This is a genomic window from Mesorhizobium sp. ZC-5 (genome assembly GCF_025753855.1).
Classification (GTDB): domain Bacteria; phylum Pseudomonadota; class Alphaproteobacteria; order Rhizobiales; family Rhizobiaceae; genus Neomesorhizobium.
Genome location: NZ_JAOWPT010000004.1, coordinates 272,927 through 290,563 on the forward strand (window position 1 = coordinate 272,927; position 17,637 = coordinate 290,563).

Annotated in this window: 15 protein-coding genes; 6 read left to right on the top strand and 9 right to left on the bottom strand. The window is 62.1% G+C overall.

The features are described from left to right. Positions 1-2: 2 nt before the first annotated feature. The 8 genes from OHD58_RS13520 to OHD58_RS13555 form a co-directional block, all read right to left on the bottom strand. Positions 3-1,193, bottom strand: a complete 1,191-nt coding sequence (locus OHD58_RS13520) for a hypothetical protein (RefSeq protein ID WP_263803885.1) — start codon at positions 1,191-1,193, stop codon at positions 3-5. Between the two features lie 37 nt (positions 1,194-1,230). Beyond that, positions 1,231-2,703 (bottom strand): aspartate aminotransferase family protein, encoded by a 1,473-nt coding sequence (locus tag OHD58_RS13525; RefSeq protein WP_412177212.1) that lies wholly within the window; start codon positions 2,701-2,703, stop codon positions 1,231-1,233. A gap of 11 nt (positions 2,704-2,714) precedes the next feature. Next, positions 2,715-3,722: an NAD-dependent epimerase/dehydratase family protein gene (locus OHD58_RS13530; protein WP_263803886.1), complete on the bottom strand. Its 1,008-nt coding sequence runs from the start codon at positions 3,720-3,722 to the stop codon at positions 2,715-2,717. Then, positions 3,719-4,153: an EamA family transporter gene (locus OHD58_RS13535; RefSeq protein ID WP_263803887.1), complete on the bottom strand. Its 435-nt coding sequence runs from the start codon at positions 4,151-4,153 to the stop codon at positions 3,719-3,721. The genes OHD58_RS13530 and OHD58_RS13535 overlap by 4 nt, the downstream gene beginning before the upstream one ends. A 119-nt stretch (positions 4,154-4,272) precedes the next feature. Beyond that, positions 4,273-5,622 (bottom strand): FAD-binding oxidoreductase, encoded by a 1,350-nt coding sequence (locus tag OHD58_RS13540; protein ID WP_263803888.1) that lies wholly within the window; start codon positions 5,620-5,622, stop codon positions 4,273-4,275. Between the two features lie 2 nt (positions 5,623-5,624). Beyond that, entirely contained in the window at positions 5,625-7,058 is a 1,434-nt protein-coding gene (locus OHD58_RS13545; protein WP_263803889.1) for a UbiA family prenyltransferase, read from the bottom strand. Positions 7,059-7,261: 203 nt separating this feature from the next. Continuing rightward, on the bottom strand, positions 7,262-7,525 hold the full coding sequence (locus tag OHD58_RS13550; RefSeq protein WP_263803890.1) for a hypothetical protein: 264 nt from the start codon (positions 7,523-7,525) through the stop codon (positions 7,262-7,264). A gap of 124 nt (positions 7,526-7,649) precedes the next feature. Next, positions 7,650-10,139 carry a mechanosensitive ion channel family protein gene (locus tag OHD58_RS13555; RefSeq protein ID WP_263803891.1) on the bottom strand — a complete coding sequence of 830 codons (2,490 nt, stop codon included), beginning with the start codon at positions 10,137-10,139 and terminating at the stop codon, positions 7,650-7,652. Between the two features lie 175 nt (positions 10,140-10,314). On the opposite strand from OHD58_RS13555, the gene OHD58_RS13560 reads away from it, so the two are divergent. From OHD58_RS13560 to OHD58_RS13580, 5 genes are all read left to right on the top strand, one after another. Next, positions 10,315-11,574, top strand: a complete 1,260-nt coding sequence (locus tag OHD58_RS13560; protein WP_263803892.1) for a sarcosine oxidase subunit beta family protein — start codon at positions 10,315-10,317, stop codon at positions 11,572-11,574. Between the two features lie 16 nt (positions 11,575-11,590). Further along, entirely contained in the window at positions 11,591-11,893 is a 303-nt protein-coding gene (locus OHD58_RS13565) for a sarcosine oxidase subunit delta family protein (RefSeq protein ID WP_263803893.1), read from the top strand. Further along, positions 11,890-14,886, top strand: a complete 2,997-nt coding sequence (locus tag OHD58_RS13570; protein WP_263803894.1) for a sarcosine oxidase subunit alpha family protein — start codon at positions 11,890-11,892, stop codon at positions 14,884-14,886. The genes OHD58_RS13565 and OHD58_RS13570 overlap by 4 nt, the downstream gene beginning before the upstream one ends. Continuing rightward, on the top strand, positions 14,879-15,466 hold the full coding sequence (gene soxG / locus OHD58_RS13575; protein WP_263803895.1) for a sarcosine oxidase subunit gamma family protein: 588 nt from the start codon (positions 14,879-14,881) through the stop codon (positions 15,464-15,466). Before OHD58_RS13570 ends, soxG begins: the two co-directional genes overlap by 8 nt. 119 nt (positions 15,467-15,585) lie before the next feature. Further along, positions 15,586-16,107 carry a DUF3280 domain-containing protein gene (locus tag OHD58_RS13580; protein ID WP_263803897.1) on the top strand — a complete coding sequence of 174 codons (522 nt, stop codon included), beginning with the start codon at positions 15,586-15,588 and terminating at the stop codon, positions 16,105-16,107. 42 nt (positions 16,108-16,149) lie between these two features. Here the strand turns inward: OHD58_RS13580 and OHD58_RS13585 are convergent, their stop codons facing one another. Continuing rightward, positions 16,150-16,860, bottom strand: a complete 711-nt coding sequence (locus tag OHD58_RS13585; protein ID WP_263803898.1) for a nitroreductase — start codon at positions 16,858-16,860, stop codon at positions 16,150-16,152. A 172-nt stretch (positions 16,861-17,032) separates the two neighbouring features. Between OHD58_RS13585 and OHD58_RS13590 the strand changes: the two genes are divergently transcribed. Continuing rightward, the gene (locus OHD58_RS13590) at positions 17,033-17,632 is read left to right on the top strand and encodes a helix-turn-helix domain-containing protein (protein ID WP_263803899.1); all 600 of its coding nucleotides are present in this window, start codon (positions 17,033-17,035) and stop codon (positions 17,630-17,632) included. Positions 17,633-17,637 lie beyond the last annotated feature (5 nt).

Consider the following 17,637-nt stretch of genomic DNA (forward strand, 5'->3'; position numbering starts at 1 on the left):
GATCATGCTTTTCCGGCGGTGAGGTCGAAGCGCGGCTTCCACATCGCGACAAGCAGTATGGCCATGCCGGCCATGAACGCGAAGTAGAATCGGTCATCTGGCAACGGGAAGCTGGCGAATTTGCCGAGCGTGCCGATCATCAATGCGAACATCAGCGCGTTCTCACGGCCGTTGCCCGTCCTGCCAGCGCGGTGAAGCAGCGCCCAGGCGGCGGCAAACAGCATCATCAATGCCGGCCAGTGATTGTCCAGCAAGGCAATCATCACGCCGCGAACGTAACCGCGCGCAAAATCGGTCAGCGAAAAGTCGGGGCTGAAATTGGCCATCGATTCCTGGATATGGACGCAGGAGAAATAGAAATGCGGCCACCACCCGGGATGCCCGGCGTACCTTTCGATCGCCACGCAGGTAACCAAGGCAGCGACGAAGGTGATCAGCATCGGCATCTTGCGCCAGCCGAACACCGCCGCCGCGATCAGCAGCGCGAAGATGAGGATGAGTGAATCGGGCCTCACCAGCACCGAGGCGAACAGAAGCAGGCACGCGGCGATATCGCGCTGGCGGGTCAGCAGATAGATCGCGCCGAGCGACATCACCGCAGAAAGCATGTCCGGCGTCACCGCTGTCGTCATATGCAGATAATCGGCCATTACCAGCATCGGCATCAGGATCAGCGCGCCCTGCATGGCGTTCTCGCGCTTCAGCCAGATGAGGCAAAGCGCGCCGAACGCGATCGACGGTAGGATCGAGAGCAGGATCGAGGCCTTGTCCAGCCCGATCGCCGGCGCCAGTGCCCTAAGGAGGCCGATATAGGCCACCTTTACCCGATACATCGACAGCTGCGACTGGAAGTCTACCGGGTTTTCCCACTGGTGGCGGTTGTAGGGATTGCCGTATTGGAGGTGGTAGAGGTTCGCCTCGGAAGCACCCTTGCCGATTTCCTTCCAGGTTTCGGCATGCAGTTCGGCGGGATCATTCGTCTGGCTCTCGAGCGCGGTCGCGATATAGGCGACCATGTCCCAATTGTAGTCGGGCCGCAGCCACGTGTAGGCTGAGATCAGCACGACCACCACCACCACCAGCGCCACCGAAAGCCGGTCGAGCAGTGTGCGGTTCGAAGCCGCCTTGCCCAGGCTTTCCGCTACACTGGTCTGCATCGCCCAGCCGACTGCCGTACCTTCAGATCCCGTCATCGCTCAATTCCCCGTGCGGCGCGCCCACGCCTACTCGTTACTTCACCTGGCTTTTCACGAAGTCCTTGACGATCGCGACGATGCCGCGCCCCAGGAGGCTGTCGATGGCATCGACAAGCTGGTCGACGTGCTCGCGCTGGCAGATCAGCGGCGGCAGCAGGCGGATGACGTTGCGGTTGTATTCGGTGAAAGCGACCAGCACGTCGTAGTCGCGCAGCAGCAAAGCCCCGACGAAACCCGACAGCGAGCCCTTCAGCTTGTCGTCCAGCATCGAAACCACCGGGCGCAGCACCATTGGCAGCGTCTGGCTGAAATCGTGGAACTCGAGGCCAACCATGAAGCCCTTGCCGCGCACCTCCTTGATGATCTTCGGATACTTGGCTTGCAGCGTCTGCAGCCGCGAGAGCAGATAGTCGCCGGTGACGGCGGCATTCTCGATCAGCCCTTCATCATAAAGCACGTGCAGCGTCTCGATGGCGGTTATCGAGGCTTCGCCGATGCCGCCGAACGTGGCGGCGGCGTGGATCATCGCAGTCTTCGGCGTACCATACGCCTTCATGTAGACATCCCGCTTGGCGATCATCGCCGCCATGGCCGACTTGCCGCCGCCGAGCGACTTGGCGACCGCCGTCACGTCCGGCACCACGCAGTAGTGCTCGAAGGCAAAGAAGCGGCCTGACCGTCCGACGCCGCACTGTACCTCGTCGGCGACCCAGAGCACCCCGTACTGGTCGCAGAGAGCGCGAAGCTTCTGCCAGAACTCGGCCGGAGCCTGCACGATGCCACCGCCGCCCTGGATGGTTTCCAGCACGATGGCGCCGATTTCGGGATCGGTCTTGAAAGCACGCTCGATCGCGTCGATGTCGCCGAACGGCACACGCACGGTGTTATCGGTCAGTTTGAATTCGCCGCGGTAAAGCTGGCCGTCGGTGATGGCCAGAACACCCTTGGTCTTGCCGTGGAATGAGTTCTCGGCATAGACGACCTTGGGACGCTTCGGTCCCGCGGCGCGTTCGGCAATCTTGACCGCCGCCTCCATGGCTTCCGATCCGGAAGAGCCGAAGAAGACCATGTCGAGATCGCCCGGCGAAATCTGCGCCAGATTATGCGCCAGTGCGGCGGCATATTGCGACATGAAGGCGATGGCGATCTCGTGGCGCTTTTCGTCCTGGAATTTTTCACGCGCAGCGATGATGCGGGGATGGTTGTGACCGAGCGCCAGCGAGCCGAAGCCGCCGAAGAAATCGAGAATCCGGCGGCCGTTCTGGTCGACATAAAACATTCCTTCCGCAGTCTCGATCTTGATCTTGTGGAAGCCGAGCAGCTTCATGAAATGCAGTTGGCCCGGATTGAGATGCGCCTTGAACAGGTCGGTCATGCGGGCGACGTCCATCGCCTTCGACGCCTCGACGCTGATCATCTCCGGCTTGACGATCGCCGTCGGTGAAAGCGCCGGAGCATTGACGAGCGTGCGCGCATTATTGGCTTGTGGCTTGGTCATGACAGTCATCGCAAAATCTCCTATTCGGCCGGGACGTGATTTGCGGCCACTGCATGACCGTCTTTCTTGGCGCGGTATTCCTTGTACGCGGCGATGAGCATGTCCTCGTCACGGTAATGCGGGATCCAGCCGAGCTGGCGTTCGCCCTTGGAGACGTCGAGCACGCACTCCTCATCGGCGATCAGATATTGCTCCGGATCCATGATCGGCATGTTGAGCAGGTCGAGCAGGTCGAGCGTCTTCTTCACCGCCCAGCCCGGTGTCGGCACGAGGATCGATTTCGAGCCGGCGTGCTTCACCAGGTCGCCAAGCAGTTTGCGCACCGGCGGCGGGTTGAGCGAGCCGAGATTGTACGCCTCGTTCGGCACACCGGCCTTCCAGGCAAGCCTCGCCGCCTCGGCGCAGTCGAACACCGAGATGAACTGATAGGGGTTCTTGCCCGAACCGATCATCGGCACCGGAAGGTTCCAGTCGATCAGCTTGAACAGCTTTTCAAGAATGCCAAGCCGTCCGGGGCCGATGATGAGGCGCGGCCGAAACAGCGAGATTGACATGCCGCGCTTGCGCCAATCGGCGGCAAGCTCTTCGGTCTTCAGCTTCGACCAGCCATATTCGCCAAGCGGCGACACCGGATGCTCTTCGGTCATCGGATAGGTGACCGTATGGCCGTAGATCATGTCGGTGGTGAAATGCACCAGCTTCGGCGCACCAGCCTTGTCCATCGCCGCGACGATGTTTTCGGTGCCGTGCACATTCACCGGCCAGAAGAAATCGTGCCGCTTGGCGCGCACCTGGATCGGCGACAGCATCTTGGCCGACAGGTTGTAGACCATGTCGTCGGCGCGGATGCCGACCTTGGCCACGGAGGTCGGATCAGTGACGTCGCATTGGACGAAAGCCGCCTTGCGGTAATGCGGCAGGTCGCTCTTAACGATGTCGGCGACGATCACCTCTTCGCCATCGGCGATCAGCTTGGGCGCAAGATGGCGGCCGACAAAGCCGTCGCCTCCGAAGATAACATGTCTCATTTTGAGAACTCGCTCGTTTGCAGGGGGGCCGACGCAACCTTCGTGCCATCTTCATCGGTCCCACGCCCACTTTGCGCGATCAGCACGGTTCCGACGCAGATGAAGGCGATACCGGCGATGCGCCAGGCGTTCAGATCCTCGCGGAATATGAAGTAGGCGAACACCGCGACAGCAACATAGGCAAGGCTGAGGAAAGGATAGGCGAAGGAAAGCTCGACTTTCGACAGCACGTAGAGATGCGACGCCATCGAGATCACAAAGGTGCACAACCCAAGGAACACCCATGGGCTGAACACGATCTGCAGCAGCTTGAGCAACGGATTGGTGCCCTCGAAACTGATCGACCCGAGCGACATCATGCCATGCTTCAGCATCAGCTGCGCCGCAGCGTTGGTCATCACCGTAAAAAGTATGAAGCCGAGATATTTCATTCTTCCACCTGCCCGACGCCGTTCTAGTACAAAGACGGAAACAATTTGTGAAACCAAACAAACAACTTTTGCGAATTGGTTATTTTATCTTCGTTTACCAAGAATAGTTCAAGTTTTACTCATTCCGCAGCCTGAGCTGCCCCGGCTTCCGATGACTGAAGGCGCATCGCCGTGCGTACCCAGAAATCGGATATGAATGCTGGATCCCGCGCCGCCTCGAGCATCAGCCAGTCCGGAAAGGATGCGGCGAAGACATCGGCCCCCATGCGCGCGTCCTTGTAGGGGTTGACCGCACCGCCGGCCTCGATGGTGATGGCGTCGAGCCGTTCCAGGAGTTTCAGCGTCGCCGTGCCGCGGTTGGGGAAGTCGAGAGTCAGCGTGTAGCCCGGACGCGGAAACGATAGCAATCCGGGTGAGCGCGTCGCACCGAACCGCTTGAGCACTGTGAGGAACGAGCCCTGCCCGGCCTTCAGCGCGGCAGCCAGAAGTTCCGGCACGGCCTGACGCGCCGCCGCCTCCGGCACCACACTCTGGTGCTGGAACAATCCGTTCGGTCCATAGAGCCGGTTCCAGTCTCGCACCCCGTCGAGCGGGAAGAAGAAGCCCTGGTAGCCGGTGACATGCGGCGCGCGCGCCTTGCCCTTCTTCCAGCGGTAGGCCGCGTTGAAGGCCTTCAGGAATGGCCGGTTGAGCACATTCAGCGGCGGCTGGAACGGCACCGAAATATTCGCACCCGCCGCTGCCGCGCTGCGGGCTCCGTAGTTCGAATGATTGCCGGTCATCAGCAGGCCGCGGCCAGCGCCCTTGCCGGCGGCAAGCTGGTCGATCCAGGCGACCGCATATTCGTTTCCGGCGTCTGCCGCTTCGGCGATTTCGAAAAATTCGGCGAGACTGCCGAACGGCGTCACAGTCTCCTCGACATCCAGTGAAGCGACCCGCATCAGCCGGATCGAGGCGCTGAGGATGATGCCGGTCAGGCCCATGCCGCCGATAGTCGCCGAAAACAGGCCGGCATTGTATTCGGGCGAGCAGTGATGGACGCGGCCGTCGGAGCGAAGCAGGGAGAAAGCTTCGACATGGCAGCCGAAGGTGCCGCGGCGATGATGGTTCTTGCCATGCACATCGTTGGCGATCGCGCCGCCGAGCGTCACGAACTGGGTGCCCGGAACGACCGCGGGAAAGAAGCCGAACGGCGCCGCATGCGCGATGATTTCGGAGAGCAGGATGCCAGCCTCGGCTTCGACGACCCCGCTGCCCGGATCGAAAGCAAGAATGCGGTTCATCGGCCGCATGTCTGCAATGGCGCCGTTCCCGTTCTGGCAGCTGTCGCCATAGGAGCGGCCGTTGCCGTAGGCGAGCATGGCACCTTTACCAGCCTCGCCCGATTTGAGGCTGGCGATGGCTTCCTCGGCGCTGATCACCCGTCGTGCTGGCGGAACGGTCCGGCCGAAGCTTTCGTAGGCCGGCATCGCTAGGAACCCGCGATTACGAGCAGGACGGCGCCGATCGCCGCTATCAATTGGCTGCGCCAGTCACGGATGATGAAAACCACCGGGTCGTCATGCATTTCGTCGCGGCGCGCCAGGATCCAGACGCGCATGGTCAGGTAGAGCACGATCGGCGACAGCGGCCACACCAGCCACGGATGCGGGTAAAGCTCGCGCACCGCGTCGCTATCGATATAGAGCGCCAGAACCAGTGCCGAGGAAAACGCCGAAGCCATGCCGGCCTGTGCGACGATCTCCTGGTCCTCAGCGCGATAACCGCGGCCGGCTATCCGTTCGCCGACAGGCAGCGGCGTCGACCTCAGTTCGACGAACCGCTTCACCAGCGCCAGCGACAGGAAGAAGAAGATCGAGAAGGCAAGCAGCCAGAACGACACGTTGACACCGGTGGCGGCGGCGCCCGCGATGATGCGGATCGTGTAAAGGCCGGCAAGCGTCAAAACGTCGATCAAAAGCATCCGCTTGATCGAGAACGAATAGGCGGTGGTGATCACCAGATAGGCTACGAGCACGGCCAGGAACTCGATTGGCAGGAACAGCGCCGTAACAAGACTGATCGTGAGCAGCACCCCGGCTGAAGCGAAGCCGAACGGCATCGACAGCAGGCCGCTAGCGAAAGGCCGGTTGCGTTTTGTCGGGTGACGGCGATCCAGCGCCAGGTCGAAGAAATCGTTGACGATGTAGATTGCTGACGCGGCCGCGCTGAACGAGATGAAAGCCAGCACGCAGGCGGTCAGCATGCCGACGTTGAAATACTCGTGCGACAGGATCATCGGAATGGCAATCAAGCCGTTCTTCAGCCACTGATGCGCCCGCAGCATCTTGAAAACAGTCTTGATGGTCGGCTTCGGCGTTTCAAGTAACTCGCTGCCATGCGACGACTGCCAGCGTGCCGCATGGCGGTCAGGCGCCACCACGATCGCCTCGCGCGCGGAATCGAAAACCTTGAGATCGTGGCGGCTGTTGCCGGCGTAGTCGAACCCGCCGTCGCCATAGGCTTCCACCAGAACGGCCTTCTTGCGACCGGACGTCAGATTGTGTGTCCCATCCGTCGCCAGCACCTCGTCGAACAGTCCCAGATGGGCGGCAATCGCATCCGCGAATTTGCGCGGCGTGCCGGTGGCGAGAATGATCTGGCGGCCGTTGGCGCGCTCCTCACGCAATCGCGAAATCACCTCGTCGCGATAGGGAAGCCCAGTGGCATCAATGTCGATGCGCGCGGCGATCTCGCATTTCAGGCGCGCCGGGCCGGAAGCAAGCCAAACCGGCACCATGAACAGGAAAAGCGGATTTTTGCGCAGCAGCAGGAAGAGACCTTCCCACAGAAGGTCGGTCGCGATCAGCGTCCCGTCCAGATCGACTGCCAGCGGTATCGCCTGATTGTCCGATCGTGCATCCATTTTCGCCAGCCCATATGTCCCGCCAACGCCTTCTACGAGCGTTCAGGACCGATATAGCGATGAACCCGAAAATGAGCGTTAAACCGGTGGGGCTGGCGCGCGAACTGGCGCAAGTTTCGAAGCCCAGCGTTAACCCGCCGCTACCGGAATGCATAAAAGGCCGGACAATCCCGCCCGGCCCTTCGATCGTCATATATCTGCGACTATCTGATTTTGCCGACGCCGCCGGAGATTTCGATGGTCTCGGACCCCGTCAACGCTTCGCGGTCACCGTTCGGCATGGTCACGAAACAGCCCGCCGCGCAGAACTCCACGGTCTCGCCCGCAGCCAATGCGAGTTCGGTCTTGCTGCCGCCCTCGGTGACGATCAGCGTACGCGGCTCGGCGTCCTTGTTGACGGCGCTGGCGGCGATCCCATGCGCGCTCAACGCAAGCAATGCGGCAATCGCTACACAGAACTTTTTCATTGAAATTACCGGTGTTTCCACCGCCTCTGTTGCCTGGAGAAGGCCTCTGCCCTCTCTCACGCAAACCTTATAGGAGAACGAAGCTGAACGGCAACTGAATGCTGCGTTCAGCGGATGGCGGGTCTTAATCTGGGTCGGGAACCTTGCTCTTGCGCTTTGGCTTTGGCGCCGGCTTTTCCGGTCCGGGCTCCCCTGGCTCGGAGCTCTCAGCCTGCGCTTCCTCAGCCCCAGGCTCTTCCACTTCCGTGGACGGGAGCAATTCCACCGCCGCGCGCGGCGTCGAGGGCATGTCGACATGTGCCTCGGCAAAGGCTTCCAGCACCGCGAAACGGATGTCGTTCTGCACGACGTTGCCATTCAGGATATCAGCCAGGAAGACGCGAATTTCAAACTCCAGCGCCGCCAGGCCGAAATTGGCGAACAGCACGAAGGGTTCCGGGTTCTTCAGCACCAGGGGATGGCTCCTGGCGATTTCCAGGAGGATGGCATGTGCACGCTTCGGGTCGGAGCCGTAGGCGACGTTGATCTTGATATCGATGCGGCCGAGCTTGTTCTTGTGCGTCCAGTTACCGACGGCGGCATTGATCAGTTCGGAGTTCGGCAAGATCACGGTCTGGCGCTGGAACGTCTCGATCTCCGTGGCACGCACGCTGATCTTCTTGACCGTTCCCGATACCGTCCCGGCGACGATCCAGTCTCCAGCCTTGAAGGGCCGCTCGGCAAGCAGGATCAGCCCGGACACGAAATTGGAAACGACGTTCTGCAGGCCAAAGCCGATGCCGAGCGACAGGCCGCCGGCGATCAGCGCCAGGTTCGAGAGGTCGATGCCGGCAGCCGAAACGCCGACCAGCGCCGCAAGCGCTAGGCCGGCATAGCCAACGACGGTGCGTATGGAATTACGCACGCCGAGATCGACCCTGCCTCGCGCCATCACGGAGCCATCGAGCCAACCTTGGAACCAGCGCGTGAGGAAATAGCCGAAGACGAAGACAATCAGGCCGGTGAGGAGCCCTATCAGCGAGAAGGAGACCGAGCCGATCCTGATCTCGGTCGCGAGCTTGTAGGCCCAGGCGGTGATGTCACCGGGTTGGAAACCCCACAGGAAAAGGATGAGCGGCAGGCCGATCACAACGACGAACAGATTGATCGCGACACTGACGACCAGACCGAGTTGATCGAGGGTGGGGTCATCAAGGTTGAAGCCGCGTGCCAGCCGCCTGCCAAGCGCGGTGTGTGCAAAGGCGCCCTCGTCGGCGATGGCCCGGGCGGACAGGAACCCGATATACATCGTCGCCAAGACCGCGCCGGTGAGCACGATCTGCGCCGACAGGAAACGCGCGAAACCGATATAGCCGAGCAAGGCCGAGACGATTGTCAGGCCGCCGAGGAAATAGAACGTGAAGCGCAGCAGCGGATGCCAGCGTTTCGGCTTGCCGTTTTCGTCGACGAACGGCCTGATCAGCCCGATCAGGATCATCGGAATGCCGGTAAGCACGGTAGCGACCAGGCTTTCACCGACGGTCAGCGACAGGGGCGAGCCCAGGACCCGGTAAACGGTGCTCAGGAAGACATCGACACCGGTAAAAAATGCCGTGGCCGAAACCAGCCACAGCAGCGGTCGCGCCGCGCGCGTTTCGACCGCGATCAGCCGCCAGTTGGGCAGGCGGGGCGAAAGCACGGCCTTGGCAAGGCGGTGGACAAAGAAGACGATGCCGATGACGATAAACAGCGCCGTCATGATCTCTGCGATGTCGAGGCGCAGGACCGCGAAATAGTCGTAGAGCAGGTAGATCGTGGCGAGGAACACGCTCACCGCCGCCGTCGGCATGAGCGTCGACCAGAACGCTACCGAGAGGCGGCTGAGGTAGGACGGATTCTCGTTGGCGGGATCGGCCTCGAACACGCGGCCGAAAAGTCTCCTGCCGCCGATCAGGAGTACGGCCGCCGCGATCAACCCGAAGAACGTCGCGGCGAGCATCGAGTTCAGCTTGAACTGAACGACGAAACGCAGCCACGATGCAGTCCTGTGGTATAAATCGTCCGTCGCTTCGCCAAACGCCTCGGCAACTTCGCCGCCCAGGTCGTAGTTGATTTCGGTGCGCTTGGTGAGCAGGTTCGCGAAAAGCTCGCGCCGCATGTCGGCGATCTTGTTGACCAGGCTGTTGATGCGGATCGACAGATTCTCCGCGATACCCAGCAACCCGTTGATCTCTGCCTTTTCAGCGGCGAGGCTCTGGCGCTCTCGCGTCACCATGTCCGGCTCGGGCGGCTGACCCTCGGCGGGCGCCGGTCCAAATTGCTCGAGCCGTGCGTTGATTTCGGCGAGGCGCGGCCGGAATGCCTGACCGCTGGTCAGCAGTTCGCGCCCTATTTCTTCGAGCTGCAGCCGGATTTCGACGAGGCCGACGTCGTCCTCGGCATTCGCCGCGATCTCTTTTTCGAGACTGTCGACTTTGCCAGTCAGCCCTTCGATAATCTTCTGCTGCTCGGCGACAATCCCGTCGCCGACTGATTGCGCCATCGCGCCGGACGGCATTGCCGTCGCAACCAGCAGAATCAGGAGCACGGCGAAACGCCGGAAAACGGCAGGAAACATGATATCAGCGCGGCTCATGGGCCAGTCGGATGTTCGAGAAGTCCGCTCTTGATAAAGACGCGCGCAACAACGGGCAAGCCGCCTCCGGCCCGATATAGGAAGTCGGCCAGTCGAAAGGCGATGGCGCAATATTGGCTTTGGCAGCGTCGCCTGATCTATAGTGTGCCGCATCGCCCCACATGGAAGATTATAAATGGCGGAATATTCGGCCCTTTCGCTGCTCAAGAACGCGTTCTCTGGAAACCGCGACTGGAAACCCGCCTGGCGCAAGCCTGACCCGAAACCGTCCTATGACGTGATCATCGTCGGTGGCGGTGGGCATGGGCTTTCCACCGCCTATTATCTGGCCAAGGAGCACGGCATCACCAATGTCGCTGTGCTCGAAAAGGGCTGGCTGGGTTCCGGCAACATCGGCCGCAACACGACGATGATCCGTTCCAACTACTTGCTGCCTCCCAACACCAATTTCTATGAGCACTCGGTCAAGCTGTGGGAAAACCTCTCCCACGACCTCAACTACAACGTCATGTTCTCGCAGCGCGGCGTGCTCAACCTCGCACATACGCCGGGGCAGCTCGACGACATGGCGCGGCGCGGCAATGCCATGCGGCTGGCGGGTGTCGATTCCGAACTCATGAACCCTGCCCAGATAGGCAGGCTGATCCCGGCGCTCGATCTGTCCGTCGGCGGCCGGTTCCCGGTCGTCGGCGGCATGATGCAGCGCCGCGCCGGCACTGCCCGGCACGACGCTGTCGCCTGGGGTTATGCCCGCGGCGCCGACCGGCGCGGCGTCGATATACTGGAGAACTGCGAGGTCACCGGTTTCCTGCGTGATGGTGACCGGGTGACCGGCGTCACCACGACACGCGGCGAAATCCGCGCCAGGAAAGTCGCTGTCGCCGTCGCCGGTTCGACCGGCCGCGTCATGCAGCTTGCCGGCATCGATAAACTGCCGATCGAAAGCCATGTCCTCCAGGCCTTTGTGTCGGAAGGCATCAAGCCCTTCATGGACACCGTCGTCACCTTTGGCGCCGGCCATCTCTATGTGACCCAGTCCGACAAGGGCGGCATGGTCTTCGGCGGCGACATCGACGGCTACAATACCTACGCGCAACGCGGCAACCTGCCGGTGGTCGAGGAAGTGATGAGCGAGATGGTGGCGCTGTTCCCGGGCCTGGCGCGTGTCCGCCTGCTGCGCTCGTGGGGCGGCCTCATGGACATGTCGATGGACGGCTCGCCGATCATCACCACCGGGCCGCTGCCGGGCATGTATCTGAACTGCGGCTGGTGTTATGGCGGCTTCAAGGCAACGCCGGCCTCCGGCTGGTGTTTTGCCCATACCATCGCCAAGGATCAGCCGCACGCTTTCAACGCGGCCTTCACGCTTGACCGGTTCCACCGCGGCATCCTTATCGACGAGAAGGGCCAGGGTTCGACCCCTCGCCTCCACTGATCGGACCAAGTTCGCCATGCTCATCTCCTGCCCCTATTGCGGACCGCGCGATCTGTCCGAATTCACCTATCAGGGCGACGGCAATCGCACCCGCCCGGATCCTGCCTCGACCGACCAGCAGGCCTGGAACGCCTATGTCTACGACCGGGTAAATACCGCCGGCGACCATCACGAGATCTGGCAGCATTCCGGCGGCTGCCGAGCGCATCTCATGGTCACCCGCAACACGCTGACCCACAAGGTTTCGGCCGTCGCGTTCGCTCGCGATGCCGGCCACCGCAAGTCGGACCGTCACCGCATGAGCGGAGGCGCCGCATGAGCCCGCGCCGCACCGACAGCGGTGGCCGCATTGACCGCCAGCGCAGCATCCGCTTCACCTTCGACGGCAAACCGTTCACTGGGTATCCCGGCGACACGCTTGCCTCGGCATTGCTCGCCAGCGGCGTCTCGCTGTTTGGCCGCTCGTTCAAATATCACCGCCCGCGCGGCGTCATGACGGCCGGTGTCGACGAACCCAATGCACTCGTCACGGTTTTGAAGGGCGGTGTCCGCGAGCCCAACATACCGGCAACGCTGCTGGAGATTTACGATGGGCTGACAGTCGTCAGCCAGAATCATTTTCCTTCGCTGGGCTTCGATATCGGCGCTACAAACCAGCTCGGCGGCAAGCTGCTTGGCGCCGGTTTTTACTACAAGACTTTCATAGGCCCTGTGATCGGCCCGCTGAAAGGCACCCGGTTCTGGATGTTCTGCGAATATTTCATTCGCCGCGCCGCCGGTCTCGGCCGTGCCGGTAATGAGAAGGACACGGCCCGCTACGAACGCATAAACGCCTTCTGCGACGTGCTTGTCGTCGGTTCCGGCCCGGCCGGGCTGATGGCGGCGAAAACCGCCGCGGAGAGCGGCAAGCGCGTTGTCTTCGCCGATCTGGAGCCGCGCCTCGGCGGCTCGGCCAACTGGTCCGGCGAGACCATCGACGGAATGCCAGCCGCCGACTGGGCCGAAGCGGCGGTCACCGAATTGCGCCAAAACGCCAATGTCCGGCTTCTGCCGCGCACCACAGTCTGGGGCTATTATGACGGCAACACGCTGGCGGCATTGGAGCGCGTCGCCGATCACAAGCCCAATCCCGGCAAAGGCGAGCCGCGGCACCGATATTGGACGATCCGCGCCGAAGCCGTTGTACTGGCCACCGGCGCCTTCGAACGGCCTCTGGTCTTCCCGGGTAACGATCGCCCCGGCGTCATGCTGGCGAGCGCCGCCGAGCGCTATGCCGCCGAGTTCGGAGTGCTTCCGGGCCGCAAGGTCGTGGTCTTCACCAACAACGACAGCGCCTACGCCACCGCGGCAGCCTTGAAAAAAGCCGGCGCCGGGATCGCCGCGATCGTCGATGTCCGCAGGGAGGTTTCCGAGGCAGCGCATGCCGCCGCACTTTCCGTGGGCGGTGAATTCCTCGCCGGTCATGCCGTCGTCGCGACCGAGGGCGGCGCAAAACTCTCCGGCATCAAGGTGCAGATTTTCGACGCAGCGACAGGCGCGCTTTCCGGAGAACCGCGCTCCATCGAGGCCGACTGCCTGATCGTTTCCGGTGGCTGGTCGCCCGTCATCCATCTCGCCAGCCAGGCCGGGATCAATCCGCAATGGGACGACGCCCGCCAGGCCTTCCTGCCGCCACAGCCGACGCAGAACTGGGTTGGCGCCGGTGCCTTCAACGGCAGTTTCTCGACCGAAGAAGCACTTGCCGAAGGCCATGCCGCCGCCTGCCAGGCCGCCGGCACCGTCGATGGTCTGATCGAGGCATTGCCGGAAGTGGAAACGCCCGCTCTCCGCTCGCACCCCGCCCCGGTTTTCGAAATCAAGGCCAAAGGCAAGGCATTCGTGGATTTCCAGCACGACGTCACCGCAGACGATGTGCGTCTCGCCTATCGCGAGGGTTTCGTCTCGGTCGAGCACCTCAAGCGCTACACGACGCTCGGCATGGCCACCGACCAGGGCAAGACATCCAACGTGCCGGGCCTCGCGATCATGGCGGAGGCGCTTGGCAAGCCGATTCCCGATGTCGGCACGACACGCTTTCGCCCGCCCTTCTCAGCCGTTTCGCTGGGCAGCCTTGCCGCCGAGCGTTATGGCGACCTGAAGCCCGAACGGCTCACGCCGATGCATGACTGGCACATCGAACACAATGCAACGATGTATCCGGTCGGCCTCTGGTTCCGCCCGATGATCTATGGCGACCCCGGCGAAACGGTCGAGCAGGCCTACGTGCGCGAAGCAAAGGCAACACGCGAGACAGCCGGCATCGTCGATGTCTCGACGCTGGGCAAGATCGCCGTGCAAGGGCCGGATGCCGCCGAATTCCTCGACCGCGTCTACACCAACGTCTTTTCGACGCTCGCAATCGGCAAGGCACGTTACGGCCTGATGCTGCGCGAGGACGGTCTCGCGATGGATGACGGCACCACCTGGCGGCTCGGACAGAACGATTTCCTGATGACCACGACCACGGCCAACGCCGGCAAGGTCATGCAGCACCTGGAATATTTGCTCGACGTGATCTGGCCGGACCTGAAGGTGCAACTCACCTCGGTCACCGACCAATGGGCGGGTGCGGCGATCGGCGGGCCCAAGGCGCGCGAAATTCTGGCAAGCTGCGTCACCGGGACCGCGGTCGACAACGAGGCGCTGCAATTCATGGGCATCGTCCACGGCGAGATCGCCGGAGCGCCGGTGATGATCTGCCGGCTGTCCTTCTCCGGCGAGATGGCCTTCGAGGTCTATTCCGGAGCCTGCCACGGCTGCCATGTCTGGAAGGCGCTGATGCAGGCCGGCAAACCATTCGGCCTGGTGCCTTACGGGCTGGAGGCGCTCGGCACGCTGCGCATCGAGAAGGGTCACGTCACCGGCGCCGAGATCGACGGCCGCACCACCGGTCGCGACCTGCATCTCGACTGGATGCTGTCGAAGAAGAAGCCGTTCATCGGCTCGGCGATGATGGACCGCGAAGGGCTGATGGCGGAAGATCGCATCAAGCTGGTCGGCGTGATTTCCCTCGACAACCGGCCGCTCAACGGCGGCGCTCACATCGTCGAGGAGAACAATCCGGACGAACCGCGCAATTCGATCGGCCACATCACGGCTGTCTGTTATTCGCCGGCGCTTGGCAAATATATCGGGTTGGCGCTGGTCAAGGGCGGCAAATCGCGCCACGGCAGCCGCGCCTTCGTCGCCGATCCGCTGCGCAAACGTTTCGGGCCGGTCGAGATCGTTAGCCACCATTTCTTCGATCCTGAAGGGAAGCGTATGCATGGTTGACGTTCTGTCGCCGCTGAAGCCGGTCTGGAAACCGGGCACGCACGGCAATACCGCAAACGGCATCGGCGTCGTCCTTACCGAGACGCAGCCCGGTTCGATCGTCCAGCTTGCCGCCTGGCAAGGCCAGGAGAAGAAGCTGCTTGCGGCGATCAAGGCCGTGTCCGCCTTGGCACTGCCCGATGGGGCTGGCGGCGGCAAGTCCGGCGACAGCAAGGCTGCCTTCGGAATTGCGCCCGGAAAGTTTCTGATTGTCGATCAGAACGAAGGACTTGCGGCTATCTTCTCAGGCGCGGTCACTTCCGAGGTCGGAACCGTCACTGACCTTTCGCACGGCCGCACGGCGCTGCGTATTTCCGGCCCGAAGGCGGAATGGGTGCTGGCGAAGTTCTTCGCCGTCGATTTCGCCCTGCCGGCATTTCCGGTCGGCTCCGGCATTGCTACCCTGCATCACGACATTTTCGCCCATATCCAGCGCACCGGTGCAGAGCAGTTCGACCTCTACGTCTTCCGCTCCTTCGCCCGCTCGTTCTGGACGATGCTTTGCCATGCAAGTGAAGAGGTCGGCTACGAGGTGAGCTGAGGTCAGCCCCTCACCCGCCTTCACCCTTCGATCGATTGGCGGCAGCGCCGGATGGTGGTAATCTGGACACGCTCTTCCTCAGGCAGATGCCGAGGAAGATGCGTGGACAGGCGATGGCCATGACCAATGGATTTCCGATCTGCTCTCTTCTCCTCACCGCCTTACTGGCGAGTGTTCAGATAGCCGCCGCCGAGCCGGTCAAGGATATCGTCGTCTTCGATTTCGAGATGATGGATTCGAGCGCCGCCGCGGGAATCATTCCCCAGGACGAGATCGACACAAGATATCTTGTAGAGTCCACACAGGTCGCAAAGGCCTTCCTGCAGTCGTCGGGAGCATACAAGATCGTCGATGCAAAACCGGCGGCCACCGAGGTGGCGCAGGCTGGTTCACTGCGAAGTTGCAAAGGTTGTGAGGCGGCCATCGCCTCGAAACTCGGCGGCGAACTGGCCATGACGGGGATCGTCAACAGGATCAGCCGGACCGAGTTCGAAATGGTGATCAAGGTCGTCGACAGTGACACCGGGATACCCGTCGCTTTCGGCTATACGGGGCTGCGGATGGGCGCCAACTACGCCTGGCCGCGCGGCGCCAAGTGGCTGATGGAGCAGCGCGTGATGGCCAAGCTTTCCGACAAATGACGCCTGCGGGACGCTGGCTGACCGCCAGTGCCCGGGTTTCATTCAATCGCAGAACTTGACCCATTCGTCCTGCGGCGCGCGCTCCGTGCGCAGGCTGTTCTCGGGTTTTGACGTATCCTCGTAGCCGAGCGCCATGCCGCACACCACGATCTCCTCGTCCGGAATGCCGAGCACCGGGCGGATCTGGTTGTGATAGGGCGCAAACGCCGCCTGCGGGCAGGTATGCAGGCCCCTCGCCCGCGCCGCCACCATGATGTTCTGCAGGAACATGCCGTAGTCGATCCACGAACCCTGGTTCAGCCGGCGGTCGACGGTGAAGATCATGCCGACCGGCGCATCGAAGAAGACAAAATTGCGGTCGTGCTGCTCGCGCATCTGGTTGACGTCGCGGCGGCCTATGCCGAGCGCGCCGTAGAGATCGAAACCCACCTTGCGGCGGCGTGCATAGTACGGCTCGAAGAACTGGTCAGGATAATATTTGTATTCGTCCCACTTGGCCTTTTCGGCGCGGATGCCCGAATTCATTACCGCGTCGGTGATCCGCTGCTTCACCTCGCCCTTGGTCACGTAAACGCGCCACGGCTGCATGTTGGTGCCGGACGGTGCACGGGCAGCGACGTCCAGTATATCGCGGATCGTTGTGTCATCGACCATGTCGGGCAGGAAGGCGCGCACCGAACGACGCGACATGATCGCCTCGTCGACGATCGCCGTCTCGTCCAGCCTTGCGGTCTGTCTATCGCGTGAAAGCATCAATAATCCTTCCGATTCCGAGCTCTTGTCACGACGCAAGCCCCTCTCCGGTTTTTTCTGGCTTTGCACCAGCCGCCTCTTTCCCGCAAGCAAATCTTGGCCCAGACCGGATTTCGCTTGAATTTTCCACCGGACTCGGCTTCCGTGAAAATCTGTTCGAAATTTTCATGAGATGCCCTTGTCCCTGCCAGCCGAACTAGCGCGCGACGAAGCGCCTTCAAGCAATCAGCTCCTGGCGCGCGACATCCGCGCGCTGCGCAAATCGCGCGGCCTGACCCTGGCCGAACTGGCGCTGCGGCTTGGGCGTTCGGTCGGCTGGATGAGCCAGGTCGAGCGTGGCCTGTCGACCCCTTCGATCGCCGACCTCCGGGCCTTCGCCGATATTTTCGCGGTGCCGATCAGCCTGTTCTTCGGCCACGAGGTGCAAAATGAACACGAGCGCGGCGTTATCGTTCGGGCTGGGCATCGGCGCTCACTCGGCACCAGCGATTCTGGCTTGGTCGAGGAACTCCTGTCGCCAGACCTCGGCGGCAGCTTCGAGGTGCTGCGGTCCGAATTCGCAGCCGGCGCGGAGTTGAAAGCGGCCGCGCATCGTCCGACCGAGGAAGCCGGCTATCTGGTTTCGGGTCTCTTCGACATCGAGATCGACGGCATCTGGCATAGCCTTTCGGCAGGCGACAGCTTCCGTTTCGACAACAAGCCGTTCCGCTGGAAAAATCCGGGAACCGAGCCGGCCGTGGTCATCTGGGTGGTGTCCCCGCCGGTTTATTGAGGAAA